Genomic DNA, 16,952 nt, shown 5'->3' on the forward strand with positions numbered 1-16,952 from the left:
CGTGGACTCCCTCTCGCTGGCCCGCGCCGTCCGCGCCCACGTGCTCCGGATGACGAGCACCGGCCGCAGCTCGCACGTCGGCTCCGCGCTCTCCTGCGCCGACCTGCTGGCCGTGCTCTACGCCGCCGTGCTGCGGGTCGACCCCGAGCACCCGGAGTGGCCGGACCGGGATCGCGTGATCATGAGCAAGGGGCACGCCGGCGCCGCGCTCTACGCGGTCCTCGCCGAGTGCGGGTTCTTCGACGCGGCGGTGCTGCACCGGCACTACCAGAACGGCTCGTTCCTGTCCGGGCACGTCAGCCACGTCGGCATCCCGGGCGTCGAGTTCTCCACCGGCTCGCTCGGCCACGGCCTGCCGGTCGGCGCCGGGCTGGCCTGGCGGGCCCGGCAGACCGACCGCGAGTGGCGCACCTACGTGCTGCTCGGCGACGGCGAGTGCGACGAGGGCAGCGTCTGGGAGGCGGCGATGTTCGCCGGGCACCACGAGCTGGCGACCCTGGTCGCGATCGTCGACTACAACCGGATGCAGTCGCTCGGCACGACCGAGGAGACGCTGCGGCTGGAGCCGTTCGCCGACAAGTGGCGCTCGTTCGGCTGGGACGTGGTCGAGGCCGACGGGCACCACCACGCCGAGCTGCTCCCGGCGCTGCGGGTGCCGCGGACCACCGAGCGGGCCCGGCCACGCTGCGTGCTGGCGCACACCGTCAAGGGCAAGGGCGTCTCGTTCATGGAGAACCAGGTGCTCTGGCACTACCGGCCGCCGTCGGCCGAGGAGCTGGAACGGGCGCTGGCGGAGGTGGGCGCCGGATGAGGAACCGGTTCTTCAGCGGCCTGCTGACCGCCGCGCTCGTCGACCCGGACCTGGTGCTGATCACTGCGGACCTGGGGTTCGGCGCGGTGGACGAGTTCGCCGCGGCCCGGCCGGGACAGTTCGTCAACGCCGGGGTGGCCGAGCAGAACATGGCCGGGCTGGCGGCCGGGATCGCCCTGGCCGGCGGCCGGGTGTTCACCTACTCGATCGCGAACTTCCCGACCCTGCGCTGCCTGGAGCAGATCCGCAACGACATCTGCTACCACCACGCGGACGTGACGGTGGTGGCGGTGGGCGGCGGGCTCGCGTACGGGGCGCTCGGCATGTCGCACCACGCCACCGAGGACCTGGCGATCATGCGGGCGCTGCCCGGGATGGCGGTCGCGGCGCCCGGCGACCCGGCCGAGGTGGACGCCGTCCTGTCCGACCTGCTGACCGGGGGCGGGCCGGCGTACCTGCGGCTCGGCAAGACCGGCGAGCGCACCCTGCACCCGGGCGGGGTGTCGGCGCCGCGCGGCACCTCGATCCCGGTCGCCCTTTTTGATCAAGAAGGCTCCGATCAGAAGGGCGAGGTGCTGCTCTGCTCCACCGGGGCGATCCTCGACGCGACCTGCGACGCCGCGCAGCTGCTGCGGGCCAGGGGGATCCGGGCGGACGTGCGCTCGTTCCCGTGGCTCGACCCGTTCGACGCCGCCACGATCCGGCAGGCGGCCGGCGAGTACGAGGCGCTGGTCACCGTCGAGGAGCACTCGATCGTCGGCGGCCTGGGCAGCGCGGCCGCCGAGGTGCTCGCAGAGTCGGCCGGAGGGACGCCGCTGATCCGGATCGCCCTGCCACCGACCTCGTCCTCGGTCGTCGGGGACCAGCAGTACCTGCGCGCCGCGTTCGAGCTGGACGCCGAGTCGATCAGCCGGCGCGTCCGCAACCACCTGGAGGCGAACCGTGGACTGGCGAGTCAGATTCGTTGACTACCCCGAGCAGTGGCGGCGGCAGCGGGCCGAGCTGCTGCCGATCATCGAGGACACCATCGCGCGGGGCGACCTCATGCTCCGCCAGCAGCTGCACGACTTCGAGGAGCATCTGGCCGCGTTTAACCACTCGGCCCGCGCGGTCGGGGTCAGCAACTGCACCGACGGGCTGCGGCTGCTCGCGCACGCGCTGGACATCGGGCCGGGCGACGAGGTGGTCACGGTGGCGCACACGTTCATCGCCACGGTCTCGCCGTTCGTGCTGCGTGGCGCGAAGCCCGTCTTCGTCGACATCGGGCCGGACCACCTGATGGACACGACGCAGCTCGCCGCGGCGATCACCGAGCGGACCCGGGTGGTCATCCCGGTGCACCTCAACGGCCGTACCGTGGACATGCACGCGGTCGGCAAGGCCGCCGCGTCCGCCGGGGCGGTGATCGTGGAGGACGCCGCGCAGGCCCTGGGCGCCACGTTCGACGGCCGGACCGCCGGCACGTTCGGACTGGCCAGCACGTATTCGTTCTATCCGGCGAAGATGCTCGGCGCGCTCGGTGACGCCGGCGCGGTGCTCACCGACGACCAGGACCTGGCGAACCGGCTGCTGCGGCTGCGCGACCACGGCCGGGTGCAGAAGGCCGAGATCGACGGCTGGGGCTACAACTGCCGGCTCGACAACCTGCAGGCCGCGATCCTGGACTACCGGCTGGGCAAGCTGCCGGGGTGGATCGAGCGGCGGCGCGAGCTGGCCCGCCGGTACGACGAACGCCTGCGCGGCATCGACGGCCTGCGCATCCCGGTCGGGCCGGACGCCGACCCGCTGCGCCGCGACGTCTACCAGAACTACCCGGTCACCACGGACCGGCGGGACAGTCTCGCCGAGCATCTGCGCGCCGACGGCATCGAGACGCTGATCTCCTGGCCGATCCCGCTGCACCACCAGCGCGGGCTGGGCCTGGACCACTGGAAACTGCCGCGCACCGAGGAGCTCTGCCGTCAGGTGCTGTCGCTGCCGATGCAGGTCGAGCTGGAGGACTGGCAGATCGACCACGTCGCGGACAGCATTTACCGATTTTTCGGGAAATAGTCTGATGAGCCTACCGTTTCTCAGCGTCGTCATCCCGTGCTGGAACGAGTCCCGCTTCGTGGCCGCGTTCCTCGACTCGGTGTTCGCCACCACCTACCCCGCGGACCGGATGGAGGTGCTGCTCGTCGACGGGATGAGCGAGGACGGCACCCGCGAGATCGTCCGCCAGTACGCGCTGCGCGACCCGCGGCTGATCCTGGTCGACAACCCGGGGCACAGCAAACCCGCGGCCCTCAACCGCGGCATCCGGCGGGCCAAGGGCGACGTCGTCGTCCGGCTCGACGTGCACGCCGAATACCCGCCGGACTACCTGGAGAGGTGCGTGCGGGGCCTGGTCGAGCACCCGCAGGCGGACAACGTCGGCGGGGTCCGGATCTCCCGGGCCCGCGACGACACGCTGCTGGGCCGGGCCATCGCGCTCTCCACCACCAGCGTGTTCGGCGCCGGCAACTCGAAGTACCGGGTTGGCGCCTCCGGGCCGCAGTGGGTCGACACCGTGTTCGGCGGCTGCTACCGCAAGACCGTCTTCGACCGGATCGGCCTCTTCGACGAGCAGCTCACCCGCGCCCAGGACCGGGAGTTCAACCACCGGCTGCGCGCGTCCGGCGGCAGCATCCTGCTGCTTCCGGAGATCACCTGTACGTACTACGCGCGCAGCGACTTCCGCGAGTTCTGCTCGTGGACGTTCGAGGCCGGCTACTGGCCGTTCCGGGCCAGTCGCACGGTGGGCCACTGGATCGGGTCCTGGCGCAACGTCGTACCGATGGGATTCGTCCTCGCCCTCGCGGCCGGCGCCGCGGCGGCGCCGCGCAGCCGCACGGCCCGGCGTGCGACCGGCGCGGTGCTCGCCACCTACGGGCTCACCGCGCTCACCTTCGCCGCACGCCTGGCCCGGCAGCACCGGGACCCCGGCCTGATCGTGGCACTGCCGCCGGTCTTCCTGGCCACTCACGTGATCTACGGAGCCGGCTCCCTCAAAGGCGTCCTGGAGCGGACATGAGCGAAATCCTGCACTACTACCGGGGCCGCGTCGCCCTGCACGCGATCCTCGAAGGCCTCGGCGCCGGACCGGGCGACGAGGTGGTCGTCCAGGCCTACACCTGCGCCGCCGTGGTCGAGCCGCTGCTGCGCCTCGGGGTGCGCCCGGTCTACGCGGACATCTCCCGGCACACCTTCGGCCTCGACCCGGACCGGCTCCCGGCGCTGCTCACCCCGCGCACCCGGGCCATCGTCGCGCAGCACACGTTCGGCATCCCGGCCCCGATGGCGGCGATCACCGCGATCGGCCGGGAACGCGGCGTCCCGGTGATCGAGGACAGTGCCCACATGACGCCCGGCACCGTCGCCCGCGCGGACTCGGTCGCCTCGTTCTGGTCGTTCGAGTGGGGCAAGCCGGTGGTCGCCGGCGTCGGCGGGACGGCGGTCGTGCACGATCCGGGGCTGGCCGCCGAGATGCGCCGCGGTTACCACCGGTACACCCCACCTCCGCCGGTCCGGGAGGCGATGATGGCCGCCGAGTACCTCGCGTACCGGGTGGCGGCCGGCACCGGCATGCTGTGGCGGCTGCGCGCGCTCTACCGGCGGCTGTCCCGGGCCGGCGTGGTCACCGGCTCCTACTCCCCCGACCCGCTGACCAGCCCGGAGTACGGCTGGCGGATGAGCCGGAGCGTCCGCCTGCGGCTGCCCTCCCGGATCGTCGCCGGCCACGCCGAGGCGGCCCGGCGCCGGTTCGCCACCGGCCACGACCTCGGTTACGTGCCGCACCGGATCCCGGTGGTGGTCGGTGACAAGGACCGGGTGCTGCGGGAGGCGGCCGCGGCCGGGCTCGAGGTCGGCGACTGGTTCACCACGCCGGTCCACCCGCTCACCGGAGCCGACCTGGCCGCCGCCGGGTACCGGCCGGGGAGCTGCCCGGACGCCGAGTGGGCCGCCGCCCACGTGGTCACCCTTCCGGTACGCGCCGGCACCCGTCCCGCCGACCTGGACAAGGCCCTGACCCTGCTCGCCCGGATCGAGGCGAGGGTCCATGCCTGAGCGTTTTCGCGTCGTCAGCGGGCCGTTCACCGAGCGGCAGATCGCCGCGGTGGCCCGCCTGCACGCCGCCGAGGTGCCGGACGGCTTCCTCTCCTCGCTGGGTGAGCCGGTGCTGCGCCTGCTCTACCGGCACGTGGCCGGCAGCCGCCTCGGCGTGGTGCTGCTCGCCGAGAGCGTCGACACCGGCCGGCCGCTCGGCTACATCTGCGGCGCGATCGACACCTCGGCGTTGTTCGCCGAGTTCGCGCGGCGGCGGTGGGCGTCGGCCGTGCCCCTGCTGGTGCCGCGGCTGATGCACCCGGCCCGCGCCCGGCGGATGCTGGAGACGCTCGCCTATCCCGGATCCTCGGATCCGGGCCTGCCGCGGGCCGAGATCCTGAACTTCGTGGTGACGCCGGCGATGCGCGGCCGCGGCGTGGCGGCGCTGCTCTTCGAGGATCTGATGGGCTGGTTCCGGCAGCACGGCGTGCCGGCGGTGAAGGTGGTGACCGGCGAGCGGCAGGAGCGGGCGCAGGGCTTCTACGAGAAATCCGGGAGCGTGCTGCACGGGCACACCGCGATCCATCGCGGAGTCCAAAGCCGGATTTATGTTCATAAGCTGGTAGGAGATGGTTACGCTCCGAAGGTGACCCCACGCTACGACGCGATCAAGCGGGCCATGGACGTCGCCGTCGCCGCGGTCGTGCTCACCGCCACCAGCCCGGCCGCCGCCGCGGTGGCCTGGCGGATCAAGCGGGAGGACGGCGGCCCGGTCCTCTACCGGGGCACCCGCATCGGCCGGTACGGCAAACCGTTCGCCATGCTGAAGTTCCGCAGCATGGTCGTCGACGCGTCCCGGCTCGGCGGGCCGTCCACCGCCGACGACGATCCGCGGCTCACCCGTACCGGGAAGTTCCTGCGCCGATGGAAGCTCGACGAGCTGCCGCAGCTGGTCAACGTGCTGATCGGCGACATGAGCCTGGTCGGCCCGCGCCCGCAGGTCGCCTCCGACGTGCAGCGTTACACCGCCGAGGAGATGCGGCTGCTGGACGTGCGGCCCGGCGTCACCGACTGGGCGTCGATCGTCTTCCACGACGAGGGCGCGATCCTGGCCGGGCACGAGGACGTGGACCGCGCCTACGACGAGCTGATCCGGCCCGGCAAGATCGCGCTCGGTCTCGCGTACGTGGAGAATCGCGGTCTCCGCACCGACCTGCGGATCATCGCGCTCACCGCGCTGGCCCTGCTCGGGTACCGCCGCACCACCGAACTGCTGCAGCGCGACGTTCCGCTCGACCTGGCGCGCATCCGGCGTTGAGACTGCTCCGGGCGGTTCCCCGCGCGGTGCGGCGTGACTACGCCGCCAGTCTGCTGTCGCAGTGGTTCGTGCTCGGCATCGGGCTGTTCCTCTTCTACGTGGTGGCGCGGCGCGGCGGCGTGGCGGGTTTCGCCTACTACCAGATCGCGCGCGGGGCGGTCAGCTCGTTCCAGCCGCTCGCGATGATCGGTCTCGGTCAGGGCCTGCACCGTTACCTGCCGCGAACCACCACCGGCACGGAACGGCTCGCCCGTCAGGCCTTCGGCATCCAGGCCACCGTCACGGCCGGGCTCACGCTGCTCGGCATCGCGCTCGGCCCGCAGCTCAGCCGCGTGCTCGGTCTCCAGGGCGGCACCCTCGCGGTCGCCGCCATCATGGTCATGCTGATCGGCAACTGCCTCTGCTCGACAGCCGTCGCCGCGCTGCGCGGCAGCCATCAGGTCGCCCGGGCGAACACCATCTCCGCTGTCGGATTCGGGCTCGTCCCGATCCTGGCCGTCCCCGCGGCCGGCCCCGTCGAGAACTTCCTGCTGGCACAGGGCGCGGGCATGACGCTGGTCGCCGCCTGGGGAACGTTCACCGTCCGGCACCGGTCGCCGGCTCCGCCGGCTCCCGCGTGGTCCCGGTCCGAGCCCACCTTGCGCACCCTGATGGGGTACGGGCTGAGGCGCCTGCCCGGAGACATGGCTCTGCCGGCGCTCTTCACCTATCCCACCTTCGCCGTCGCTGTCGCGCTGCCCGGCGGCCCGGAGGCGGGATTCGTCGGTTTCGCCTCCTCCGCGGTGACGCTGATCTGTTCACTCTTCGGCACGCTGACACCGGTCCTGTTGCCCCGGCTCAGCCGCTTCTTCCAGCACAGCGAAGGTTCCGCCCCGAGTGGTTCCGGTCAGCCCGGCGGAGACGCCACCCGCTCGATGCTGCTCCAGCTTCCGCTGTACGCGGCCCTGCTCGCCGCCGTCGCCGTCGCGTTCGTCGCCTCCGCCGCGCCCACCCTGGTCACCGGGTTCCTCGGGCCGGAGTTCACCGGCGCGACCGGCGTCCTGCGGCTCGGCGTGCTCTCGGCGATCCCGCTCGCCATGTTCTACGCGGCCCGGCCCACCCTGGACGCGCTGCTCGACCGCCCGGTGATCAGCCGGCTGCTGCTCGGCTGCCTCGCCCTCCAGGTGGCCGTCACCCACGTGGCGCAGCTGACGCTCCCCGCGCCGCACGCCGCGCTCCTCGCGCTCTGCGTCGCCGCCACCGTCCTCGGCGTCGGCGCGCACCACCTCGTCGTCCGGGCGCTGCGGCCATGACTGCCCCGGCTCTCGCCTCCGCTGATGAGCGTCCCCACCCCGGCGGGGTGGTCGTCCTCGCGTTCATCGCCACGCTGGCCGGCCGGTTCGTGCTGACCCGCCTCGGCCTGGACGTCCCGATCCTCAACGACGTGCGGGTGCTGCTCTACCTCCTCCTGATCATGTGCCTGCTGCTGGAGTCGCACCGGCTCGGCCGGACCGCGGCCGCCGGCGGGTACTGCCTCATCCCCGTCTTCGGCCTGCTCGGGTACCAGATCGTGTCGGCTTCCTGGGCGCCGTCCAACGCTGTCACCGGCCCGATGATCGGCGACCTGGCGGCCACCGCGTTCCTCATCCTGGTCTACTACTTCCTGGCCCGCTGGGACCGCGACCACGTCGCCCGGTTGACCCTGCACCTGTTCCACATCGCCGCCTGGGTCTACTTCCTGGCTGCCGCGTCCGGGCGCGGCCACGCCTCGAACGGCCGGTGGGCCGCGCTCGGCGGCGGCCCCAACGTCTTCGTCCGGATCATGATCCTCGGCTGCGTCACGTCGCTGTACCTCTACGCCCGCAGCGGCCAGAAGCTGTACTGGCTGGCGCCGATCCCGGCCTTCCTGTTCGGCGCCCTCGCCTCCGGCTCCCGCGGCGGCATGGCGGCGCTCGGCATCACCGCCGTGGTGGCCGTCCTGGCGATCCGGCCCAGCCTGCGCTGGAACCGGATCGCGAAACCCCTCGGGTTCCTGGTCGTCCTGTCGATCATGGTGGCGCTGACCGCCGGCCCAGTGATCGCTGACTTCGTGCAGACCCGCTTCGTCGAGGCCACCGTCGGGCAGGGCTACACCTCCGACCGCGACGTGCTGTTCTCCTGGGCGCTGCGGCTCTTCTGGCAGCGTCCCCTGCTCGGCACCGGCATCAACGGCTTCCACGCCATCGCGAACCTCGGCGAGGGCGAGCGGTACGTCCACAACCTCCCGCTGTCGGTCGCCGCCGAGGGCGGTTTCGTCGGCCTCTCGCTGCTGGGGCTGGCGTGGTTCGGGCTGTGGCACGCGTACATCCGGACGCCCCGGGCCGAGCGCAGCCTGGAGGCCCGCGCGTCCGCCTACTGCGGCATCTACATCGGCGGGACGTCCCTGTTCTCCGGCGACTACTTCGACGCCCGCATCATGTGGATCATGCTGGTCCTGGCCGCGGTCCGCCCGGCCCGCCCCCGGGGAGCCCGCACCACGTCCGACGTCAGCCATCCCTGGAGCCGGGTATCGACGTGACAGCTCTCCCGGCGCGCCGCCCACCCGGCCCGGCCCGGCGCCGCCCGCCAGCCGTGGCAGCCCAATCCCCACGGTGAGCGACAGCCCCACCCCGGGCTCACCGTGCGCCCGCGCCCCGTCCAGCCCTCTGAACTTGGCTTCGCTCAGGGCCGGGCGGCGATGTCAGCGGTTCAGCCTCGATGAAGGCACACGCATCGTCATCGTGGACCCTGGCCTACGCGATAGCAGCGATGGAAACACACGCACCGCTTCGGTGCGCCCTCGTCGCGGCCAACACGGCTTTCGGTGCGCCCTCGTCGCGGCCGGCACGCGCTTCGGTGCGCCCTCGTCGCGGCAACCGCCGCCCGGGGGCCACCACACGTCACAGATCCAGGCAGTCCGGGGCTGCTCGACGGGTCCAAGATCTCGAAGAGCGCCTACAACCGGCGGATCACGCAGACGACCTTGCCCAGCACCGTCGCCTCATCACCCGGGATGATCGGGAAGAGCGGGTTCCGAGGCACCAACTCCACCCTGCTCGCCCGCCGCCGCAGCACCTTCACCGTCGCCTCGCCCTCGATCATCGCCGCGACGATGTCGCCGTTCTCAGCGACCGGCTGCTGGCGCACCACCACCACGTCCCCGTCGCAGATGGCGGCGTCGATCATCGAGTCGCCCTTGACGTTGAGGGCGAAGAACGTGCCGTGCCCCACCATCCCGGCGGAGACGGTGAGGTGGTCCTCGACGTTCTGCTCGGCGAGGATCGGCGTGCCGGCCGCGATGTCGCCGAGCACCGGCACGCTGATCGTCCGGTCGGCGGACGGGCCGCGCACGTCGACGGCACGGGACCCGTGGGGCTGCCGGCGGAGCAGGCCGTGCCGTTCGAGGACCTTGAGGTGGTGGGTGACCGAGGAGGGCGACACGAGCCCGACGGCGGCGCCGATCTCGCGGACGGTCGGCGGGTAGCCCCGGTCGCGGATCGACTCGTGGATCACGGCGAGGATGCGCTCCTGCTTCGCGGTGATGGGGCGCTTCGGCGCGTCACCACTGTCGATGCTCATGTGCCGCACCTTACCCGAATATTAGATCAGATGTACTAACCGTGACCGAAAGTGCTCGTTCGGGGGACAGCCGGGACGGCCGGGATCGGCGGCGCGCTCCGGATCACCGGGCTGAGAGTGGCCGCGAGCGCCGCGCCGAGCATCACCGCGGCGAGCGTCCAGGTCGCCGCGACCGGGCTCAGCACGGTGAGCATCAGACCCGCGCCGAGTGACGCGACGGGCATGACTCCCCAGGTCAGCGTCGCGCCGGCGCTCATCACCCGGCCCAGCAGGTCGTTCGGGACGAGCAGCGTGGCGTAGCTGAAAATGACCACGTTCCACATCGGGCCGACGAAGGCGCACAGCGCGCCGACCACGCCGAGCCCGACCGGTCCGGGTGCGAGCGTGAAGAGCGGGAGCAGCGCGGCCCACACCCAGTTGATGCCGATGATCACGGTTCGGGGCGTCAGGAGGCGGTGCAGCCGGGCGGCCGCGAGCGCGCCCGCCAGGCCTCCGGCGCTGTAGATCCCGAGCTCCGTTCCTGCAGGTCGCGCCGGAGGAAGAGCAGGCTCACCGCGGCGATCAGGTAGGAGATCCCGTCGACCAGAAACGGCAGCGCGCGGTCCACGCCGAAGAGAGCGGCACCGTGAGCAGTGTCAAACCGGCCACGATCTCGCTGGCCAGCAGGATGCGCCAGCGGTCCCAGCGGTCGACGAGCGGCCCGGCCGGCAGGTTCGCGAGCAGGTGCGGCAGCGTCCCGGCGGCGCCGACGAGACCGGCGTCGGCGGGCGAGCCGGTGGTGGTGAGCACGAGCAGCGGGGTGGCGGTGGCGCTGATCTGCGCGCCGAGGCCGGACACCACCTGCCCGCCCCAGAGCAGGGTGAAGTCCCGGTTGCGCCAGAGCGACACGCTCACGCCGGCTCCGCGGGCGTCGGGAACGCGTGGAACAGCACGGTGATCGGGCGGCTGCCCTCGGGCAGGTCGGCGGGGCGCCGGTGCCAGCGGTTGAGGAAGTCGAGGTACTCCGCGCCGAACCGGGCCAGCTCGTCGGCCGTGAGGTGGGTGGTGGCGAACGAGTGCTCGGCCGCCGCGGCGAAGTCGCCGTACGCCGCGCGGTTCGTCAGGTACGCGGTGAGGTCCCGGTCGGCGCGGTCCAGCCACTGGCGGCCGATCCGCTCGACCACGGCCGTCACGTCCGGGTCGCTGAGGTCGCGGGGCAGGCGCAGGTCCTGCGGGACGAACTTCCAGTACTTGCGGCGACCGGCGGACCGCTCGGTGTCCTCCTCGACGAACCCGTATCGCGCCAGCTGCCGCAGGTGGTAACTGGTGGCGCCGCGGTCCGCGCCGAACTCCGCGGCCAGGTCCGCCGAGGTGGCCGGGCCGCGTCGCTGGAGGCGGGTGAGCATGCGCTGGCGGAGCGGGTGGGCGAACGCCTTCAGCGTGTCCACGTCGGACAGCAGGCGCGGCGGGATATCGACCATGATGAGAAGATACGGATGCAAAGGCTTCTTCTCAATAGAACTGTAAAGAATCCTTTCAGCGGGCCGGGAGCAGGATCAGCCCGCAGCGTTTCACCGATCGGCGGCTCGCGCGGTGCGGCGGGTGGCCGCGGCTCGCAGGGCCGGCACCACCCCGCGCGGCAGGAACAGCACGCACCCCACCAGAAGCAGCGCGTACACCGCGTACGACAGCACGCTCGGCGCGTAATCGGGCATGCCCGGCATGGTCCCCAGCGTGTTCAGGACCTGGACCAGCACCACGATCAGCACCGCGCCGACGACCGGGCCGGCGAGCGTTCCGAGGCCGCCGACCACGGCCATCACCACGTACTCGATGGAGAGCAGCACCGGGAACGAGCCGGGCGCCAGATAGCCCAGGTAGAACGCGTAGACCCCACCGGCGAGACCGGCGAACGCGGCCGACAGGGCGAAGACGGTCAGCCGGTAGCCGCCGACCGGGACGCCGCTGGCCGCCGCCGCGATCTCGCTCGTCGCGGCGGCGCGAAGGCCGCGGCCCGGGCGGGAGGAGACCACGTTGCGCGACACGAGCAGGGCGATGGACAGGACCAGGAGCGCCAGGTACGCGTACCCGATGTCGTCCCGCAGCGCGACATCGCCGACCGAGAACCGGGGTATCCCCTGGAGGCCGATCGCGCCGCCCGCCCAGTCGGCCTGCGCGAGCAGGGACAGCAGGATGAGCTGCACCGCCAGGGTGGCGAACGCCAGGTGGTGGCCGCGGAGCCGGAGCAGCGGGAAGCCGATGAGGACCGCCGCCACGGCAGCGACCATCGGTGCGGCGAGCAGGGCCGGCACGGGCGGGACGCCGCGCACCGCCAGCAGGCCTGCGGTGTAGGCGCCGATCGCGTAGAAGGAGGCCTGTCCGAGCGAGACCTGTCCGGCGTACCCCATCAACAGGGAAACCCCGACGGTGACCGCGGCAGCGAGGGTGAGCAGCACGAACGTCGCGAGGTGCCGTTCCGGCAACAGCAGCGGGAGGGCGAGGGCCACACCGGCGGCGACGGCCAGCCTCATGACGCGGTGGCGGGGACGGGACCGCTGCGGGCCGACTGGATGATCATGACGGTGAGCATCAGCACGAGCGCGACCTCCACCTGATAGGCGCCGCCGCCGTACCCCGCGACGAGTGTCTGCGCGACGCCGAGCAGCAGGCCGCCGGCGAGGGCGACGACGGGACGGGTCAGTCCGCCGAGGACGGCCGCGGCGAAACCGTTGACGATCAGGGCCACGTCGCTGTCGAACGTGACCTGCTGGACCGGGGTGGTGAGCACCCCGGCGAGACCGCCGAGCGCGCCGCCGAGGACGAACGCATGGAGGCCCATCCGGCGCACGGAGATGCCGACGACCTGCGCGGCGTACCGGTTGGAGGCGCACGCGGAGAGCGCCTTGCCCAGGTCGGTGCGGCTGAAGAACCACGCCAGGCTGGCGAAGACCGGACCGGTGACGGCGAGGATCAGCAGGTAGTGGGCCTGCAGCCGGGCGCCTGCCACCTCGGCCACGCCGGGCACGCCCGGGTAGGAGCGTGGCTGATCTCCCCAGATCAACACCTCGATCGCGTACGCGAGGACGCCCAGCCCGAGAGTGACGATCAGCGACGTCCCGGGGCTGGTGCCGGGCCGCCCGATCGCGACGACGCCGACGATCAGCCCGGCGGCCGCGCCGAGGAGCACCCCGCCGAGCTCGGCGACCCCGTGCGGCAGGCCGGCGCCGAGCAGTGAGCTGGTCAGCATCGCGGCGAGCACCGCGAACGCGCCCTGCGCGAAGTTGACCACCCGGGTCACCCGATAGATCGCCACGAGCCCGCTGGCGACCAGCGCGAACCCGGCGCCGAGGCCGAGCCCGGTGACCAGGTAGCCGACGAGGTCGCTCATGACGCCGCCACGTGCCCGCCGAGGTACGCGGCCGTCACCCGGGGATCCCGGGCGAGTTCCGCCGAGCGTCCGTGCAGCGCGACGCGGCCCGCCTCCAGCACGTACGCCCGTTCGCACAGCTCCAGGGCGAGGCGCGCGTTCTGCTCGATCAGCAGCACGGCCAGCCCGCGTGACGTGTGCAGCTGCCGGAGATGGCCGACGAGCATCGTCACGACCAGCGGCGCCAGGCCGAGGCTCAGCTCGTCGATCACGAGCACGTCCGGTTTCGCCATCAGCGCCCGCCCGATCGCGACCATCTGCTGCTGCCCGCCGGAGAGCGTCCCGGCCCGCCGCCGCCGGATCCCGCCGAGCTCCGGGAACAGCTCGTAGACGGCGCTCGTGTCCCGGCCGTGCCGCCCGTTGCGCCACCCGCCGAGCCGCAGGTTGTCGTCGACGCTGAGGTCGCCGAACATCTCCCGGCCCTCCGGGACCTGAGCGAGCCGGCCCCGCACGGTGACCGTCCCGGCGTCCGGCCGGAGCAGGCCGGACACCGCCTTGACCAGGGTGGACTTGCCGGCGCCGTTGGCGCCGATCAGCGCCACCATCTCCCCCGCGCCGACCGTGAGGCCGACGCCGTCGAGCGCGGTCGCCCCGGAGTACCGCACGGTCAGCCCGACGACCTCGACGATGTCACTCATGGGCCGCGCCGGTCTTCTCCGTCGTGCCCAGATAGGCCGCGATCACCGCGGGGTCGGCCCGGACCTCGGCCGGCGTCCCCTCGGCGATGACCCGGCCCAGGTCGAGGACGGTGACCCGGTCGGCGAGGCGCATCACGAACGCCACGTCGTGCTCGACGAGCAGCATCGTGAGGCCTTCCGCGCGCAGCTCGCCGATCAGCGCCGCGAGCCGCTCCCGTTCGCCGGCCCGCAACCCGGACGCGGGCTCGTCGAGCAGCAGCAGCTTCGGTTCCGCGCAGAGCGCCCGGGCCAGCTGCAACGCGCGCTGCTGACCGAGCGGCAGCTCCTCGGCGGGCCGGTCCGCCCAGTCGGCGAGGCCGGTCCGGTCCAGGCAGGCCAGCGCGCGGGAGCGGATCAGGCGCTCGTCGCGGCGGTGGGCGGGCAGCCGCAGCGCGCCGGCGAGGAAGCCGGCGCGGGTGGTGGCGTGCGCGCCGACCATCACGTTCTCGCACGCGGTCATCCCGGCGAAGATCCGGGCGGCCTGGAAGACCACGCCGACGCCGAGCCGGGCCCGCCGGTGCGCGGGGAGCCGCTGCACCGGCACGCCGCCGAGGCTGACCGTGCCGGCGTTCGGGGCGAGCTGGCCGCCGATCAGGGCGAACAGCGTCGACTTGCCGGCGCCGTTCGGGCCGATCACGGCCCGCAGCTCGCCCGGCTCGACGGCCAGGCTGACGTCGCGGACGGCGTAGACGCCGCCGAACGCCCGGGAGACACCCTCGACGGCGAGTCTCACGAGAACGCGGCCCTGGAGAACTCGGTGGGCACGAACTTCCCGCCCTCGATCGTGTTGATCGAGATGAAGTCCGTGGTCAGCCCGCTGTGGTCGGTGGCGGAGTAGGCGTAGGTGCCGTTCGGGGTGGTCAGCGTCAGCGATTCCAGGGCGTCCCGGACCTTGACCCGGTCGGTGCCGCCGGCCTTCTCGATGGCGGCGGCGAGCAGTTTCACGCCGCTGTAGCCGTCCTGCGCGAACTGCGGCGGCGGGTATCCGTGTGCCGCCTGGAAGGACGTGGTGAGCTCGTCGACCGCGGTCTTCAGCTCACCCGCCGGCAGGTACGAGCCGACCACGCCGACGGAACTGGCGATCTGCACACCCTCGGCGGCCGGTCCGGCCGGGTCGAGGAACAACTTGCTCGCCTGCGAGCCGGTCAGCATCAGCGGGATGTCCAGGCCCTGTGCCGCGTACTGCTTGGTGAACGCGACGCCGGGCGCGCCGGTGCCCCAGAACATCAGGGCCTGGGCGTCCGAGGCCCGCACGTGGGTGAAGACCGCGCCGAACTCGGTCGCCGTGGTCTGGAACTCCTCCACCGGGCCGAGCGTGACGCCGTACTGCTGCGCCTTGGCCTGCAGACCCTTGGCGCCGGCGACCGCGTAACTGCTCTTCGTGTCGTACGCGACGGCGAGCTTTGTGATCTTGCTGGCCTGGTAGTACTTCAGCGCCGCCTCGGCGTAGGTCGCTGAGGTGGCCGGCACGACGAAGACGTACGGATGAATGGGGTTGATCTGCTCGTCGGCCGGGGTGAGCGAGACGTAGGGGATCTCCTCGCGGTCGACGAGCGGGATGGTCGCGAGCGCGGAGTTGCTGAACGGCGACCCGATGATCGCGTCGGAGTCCTCCTTGAGCTCGTTGAAGGCCAGGACGGACTGGTCAGGGAGGCTCTTGTCGTCACGGACGGTCAGCTCGATCGACCGGCCGCCCAGGCCGCCGGCCGCGTTGATCTTGTCGACGGCGAGCGCGACGGACTTCTGGTTCTCGGTGCCGAGCGGTGAGTAGTTGCCGGTGAGCGAGACGATCTGGCCGATCCGGATCGGATCGTCGCCGCCGTCGCCGCCGGAGGCGCCGCAGCCGGCCAGCGAGACGGCAAGGACGAGGACGAGGGCTCTTCGCACGATGTACCTCCTCAGCATCATTTCCGAGGGGTTACGAGACATCGAAGTTAGGCTCTCTCTACACGGCCGTCAATATTTTGCCTAATATCTTCGCCATGCCGCCTCTTCGGCCCCAGACATTGATGTTCATGCTGCTCGGGGACTTCGTCCTCGACCAGGACGTCTGCGTCTTCTCGGGCAGCGTGATCGACGTGTTCGACCGGCTCGGCATCTCGTCGCACGCGACCCGCTCGACGCTGGCCCGGATGGTGAACCGCGGGCTGCTGCGCCGCCAGCGCGACGGCCGGCGGATGTACTTCGGACTCACCGAACGGTCCACCGCGATCCTGCACGACGGGCGGACGCGGATCTGGCGTACCGGCGCGGTCAACGACGCGTGGGACGGCGACTGGACGCTGCTCTGCTTCTCACTGCCCGAATCATGGCAGCGGCAACGCCACGACCTGCGGTCCCAGCTGGCCTGGGCGGGATTCGGACCGCTGCAGGGCGGCCTGTGGATCGCGCCCGGCACGGTGCCGGCGCAGGACATCGTGACCGGCCTGGGCCTCTCCGCCCACGCGCGCGTGTTCCACGCGCGCGCCGACTCGCTCACCGACATCGCCGGGATGGTCCGGGACGCGTACGACCTCACGGGTCTCGCCGCCCGCTACGCCGAGTTCCTGTCCCGCTGGGACGGCCCGGCGCCGTTCGCGGACCCCCTGGCCGCCCGCCTCAGCCTGATCGCCGAGTGGCTCGGCGCGATCCGCCGCGACCCGCGTCTCCCGGTCGAGCACCTGCCGCCGGACTGGCCGGCGGCACGGGCCCAGAAACTCTTCCAGGGTCTGGAGTCGGCACTGATCGAGCCGTCCCGGGAGATCGCCGGCCGTTTGCTGGACCTGATCCCGGACACCGCCCGCTGACTCGGGCCCCCGAAATCCGGGGGCGTGGGCTTGCGGATCCAGGGCGCGGGCTCGCCGGATCCGGGGCGCGGGCTCGCGGGCGGGTCCCACGGTTCGAGCCGGTCCGCGGGTCCAGCGGTTCAAGCGTGCTGGCCGGCCGGGTCCGACGGGTCGGGCCGTTGACGGCACCTGTTCAGGCTCGGTGAGGGCACACGCAACGTCAGCGTGCGCTTTCATCCACGCCAGGGAGCCTGTTGCTTTTTGGCTACGGTGGTTACGGGTGACTAGCCACTTTGATCCATGTTTGTGATCATTTAGGGGTGGCGAAGTGGTA

At 72.2% G+C, this 16,952-nt stretch carries 18 protein-coding genes; 9 read left to right on the forward strand and 9 right to left on the reverse strand.

Annotated elements, in window-relative coordinates:
• Position 1: 1 nt before the first annotated feature.
• The 8 genes from AB0F72_RS33430 to AB0F72_RS33465 are packed head-to-tail and all read left to right on the forward strand — an operon-like array spanning position 2 to position 8,730.
• Positions 2-811 (forward strand): transketolase, encoded by an 810-nt coding sequence (locus AB0F72_RS33430; protein ID WP_360439924.1) that lies wholly within the window; start codon positions 2-4, stop codon positions 809-811.
• A complete protein-coding gene (locus AB0F72_RS33435) occupies positions 808-1,779 on the forward strand; it encodes a transketolase C-terminal domain-containing protein (RefSeq protein ID WP_360439927.1) in 972 nt (323 codons plus the stop codon). Before AB0F72_RS33430 ends, AB0F72_RS33435 begins: the two co-directional genes overlap by 4 nt.
• Positions 1,754-2,863, forward strand: coding sequence for a DegT/DnrJ/EryC1/StrS family aminotransferase (locus AB0F72_RS33440; RefSeq protein ID WP_360439930.1), 1,110 nt, complete (start codon positions 1,754-1,756; stop codon positions 2,861-2,863). The genes AB0F72_RS33435 and AB0F72_RS33440 overlap by 26 nt, the downstream gene beginning before the upstream one ends.
• A 4-nt stretch (positions 2,864-2,867) precedes the next feature.
• The gene (locus AB0F72_RS33445) at positions 2,868-3,863 is read left to right on the forward strand and encodes a glycosyltransferase family 2 protein (protein ID WP_360439933.1); all 996 of its coding nucleotides are present in this window, start codon (positions 2,868-2,870) and stop codon (positions 3,861-3,863) included.
• Positions 3,860-4,897, forward strand: a complete 1,038-nt coding sequence (locus AB0F72_RS33450) for a DegT/DnrJ/EryC1/StrS family aminotransferase (RefSeq protein ID WP_360439936.1) — start codon at positions 3,860-3,862, stop codon at positions 4,895-4,897. Before AB0F72_RS33445 ends, AB0F72_RS33450 begins: the two co-directional genes overlap by 4 nt.
• On the forward strand, positions 4,890-6,194 hold the full coding sequence (locus AB0F72_RS33455; RefSeq protein ID WP_360439939.1) for a GNAT family N-acetyltransferase: 1,305 nt from the start codon (positions 4,890-4,892) through the stop codon (positions 6,192-6,194). Before AB0F72_RS33450 ends, AB0F72_RS33455 begins: the two co-directional genes overlap by 8 nt.
• Positions 6,191-7,486, forward strand: coding sequence for a hypothetical protein (locus AB0F72_RS33460; protein ID WP_360439942.1), 1,296 nt, complete (start codon positions 6,191-6,193; stop codon positions 7,484-7,486). The genes AB0F72_RS33455 and AB0F72_RS33460 overlap by 4 nt, the downstream gene beginning before the upstream one ends.
• Positions 7,483-8,730, forward strand: coding sequence for an O-antigen ligase family protein (locus AB0F72_RS33465; protein WP_360439945.1), 1,248 nt, complete (start codon positions 7,483-7,485; stop codon positions 8,728-8,730). Before AB0F72_RS33460 ends, AB0F72_RS33465 begins: the two co-directional genes overlap by 4 nt.
• Positions 8,731-9,146: 416 nt before the next feature.
• On the opposite strand, the gene lexA is transcribed toward AB0F72_RS33465, so the two are convergent.
• The 9 genes from lexA to AB0F72_RS33510 form a co-directional block, all read right to left on the reverse strand.
• Complete coding sequence (gene lexA / locus AB0F72_RS33470) at positions 9,147-9,770, reverse strand: transcriptional repressor LexA (RefSeq protein WP_360439948.1); 624 nt, start codon at positions 9,768-9,770, stop codon at positions 9,147-9,149.
• A gap of 35 nt (positions 9,771-9,805) precedes the next feature.
• Positions 9,806-10,204 carry a hypothetical protein gene (locus tag AB0F72_RS33475; RefSeq protein ID WP_360439951.1) on the reverse strand — a complete coding sequence of 133 codons (399 nt, stop codon included), beginning with the start codon at positions 10,202-10,204 and terminating at the stop codon, positions 9,806-9,808.
• A gap of 127 nt (positions 10,205-10,331) precedes the next feature.
• The gene (locus AB0F72_RS33480) at positions 10,332-10,664 is read right to left on the reverse strand and encodes an MFS transporter (RefSeq protein ID WP_360439954.1); all 333 of its coding nucleotides are present in this window, start codon (positions 10,662-10,664) and stop codon (positions 10,332-10,334) included.
• Positions 10,661-11,230, reverse strand: a complete 570-nt coding sequence (locus AB0F72_RS33485; RefSeq protein WP_360439957.1) for a helix-turn-helix domain-containing protein — start codon at positions 11,228-11,230, stop codon at positions 10,661-10,663. The genes AB0F72_RS33480 and AB0F72_RS33485 overlap by 4 nt, the downstream gene beginning before the upstream one ends.
• Before the next feature lie 90 nt (positions 11,231-11,320).
• Positions 11,321-12,280 (reverse strand): branched-chain amino acid ABC transporter permease, encoded by a 960-nt coding sequence (locus AB0F72_RS33490; protein ID WP_360439960.1) that lies wholly within the window; start codon positions 12,278-12,280, stop codon positions 11,321-11,323.
• Complete coding sequence (locus AB0F72_RS33495; RefSeq protein ID WP_360439963.1) at positions 12,277-13,137, reverse strand: branched-chain amino acid ABC transporter permease; 861 nt, start codon at positions 13,135-13,137, stop codon at positions 12,277-12,279. The genes AB0F72_RS33490 and AB0F72_RS33495 overlap by 4 nt, the downstream gene beginning before the upstream one ends.
• The gene (locus tag AB0F72_RS33500; protein WP_360439966.1) at positions 13,134-13,814 is read right to left on the reverse strand and encodes an ABC transporter ATP-binding protein; all 681 of its coding nucleotides are present in this window, start codon (positions 13,812-13,814) and stop codon (positions 13,134-13,136) included. The genes AB0F72_RS33495 and AB0F72_RS33500 overlap by 4 nt, the downstream gene beginning before the upstream one ends.
• Positions 13,807-14,586 (reverse strand): ABC transporter ATP-binding protein, encoded by a 780-nt coding sequence (locus AB0F72_RS33505; protein WP_360439969.1) that lies wholly within the window; start codon positions 14,584-14,586, stop codon positions 13,807-13,809. Before AB0F72_RS33505 ends, AB0F72_RS33500 begins: the two co-directional genes overlap by 8 nt.
• Complete coding sequence (locus AB0F72_RS33510; protein WP_360439972.1) at positions 14,583-15,740, reverse strand: ABC transporter substrate-binding protein; 1,158 nt, start codon at positions 15,738-15,740, stop codon at positions 14,583-14,585. Before AB0F72_RS33510 ends, AB0F72_RS33505 begins: the two co-directional genes overlap by 4 nt.
• Before the next feature lie 95 nt (positions 15,741-15,835).
• On the opposite strand from AB0F72_RS33510, the gene AB0F72_RS33515 reads away from it, so the two are divergent.
• Positions 15,836-16,639 (forward strand): PaaX family transcriptional regulator C-terminal domain-containing protein, encoded by an 804-nt coding sequence (locus AB0F72_RS33515; RefSeq protein ID WP_360439975.1) that lies wholly within the window; start codon positions 15,836-15,838, stop codon positions 16,637-16,639.
• Positions 16,640-16,952 lie beyond the last annotated feature (313 nt).

The sequence above is a fragment of the Actinoplanes sp. NPDC023936 genome (assembly GCF_040639325.1).
Taxonomy (GTDB): Bacteria; Actinomycetota; Actinomycetes; order Mycobacteriales; family Micromonosporaceae; genus Actinoplanes.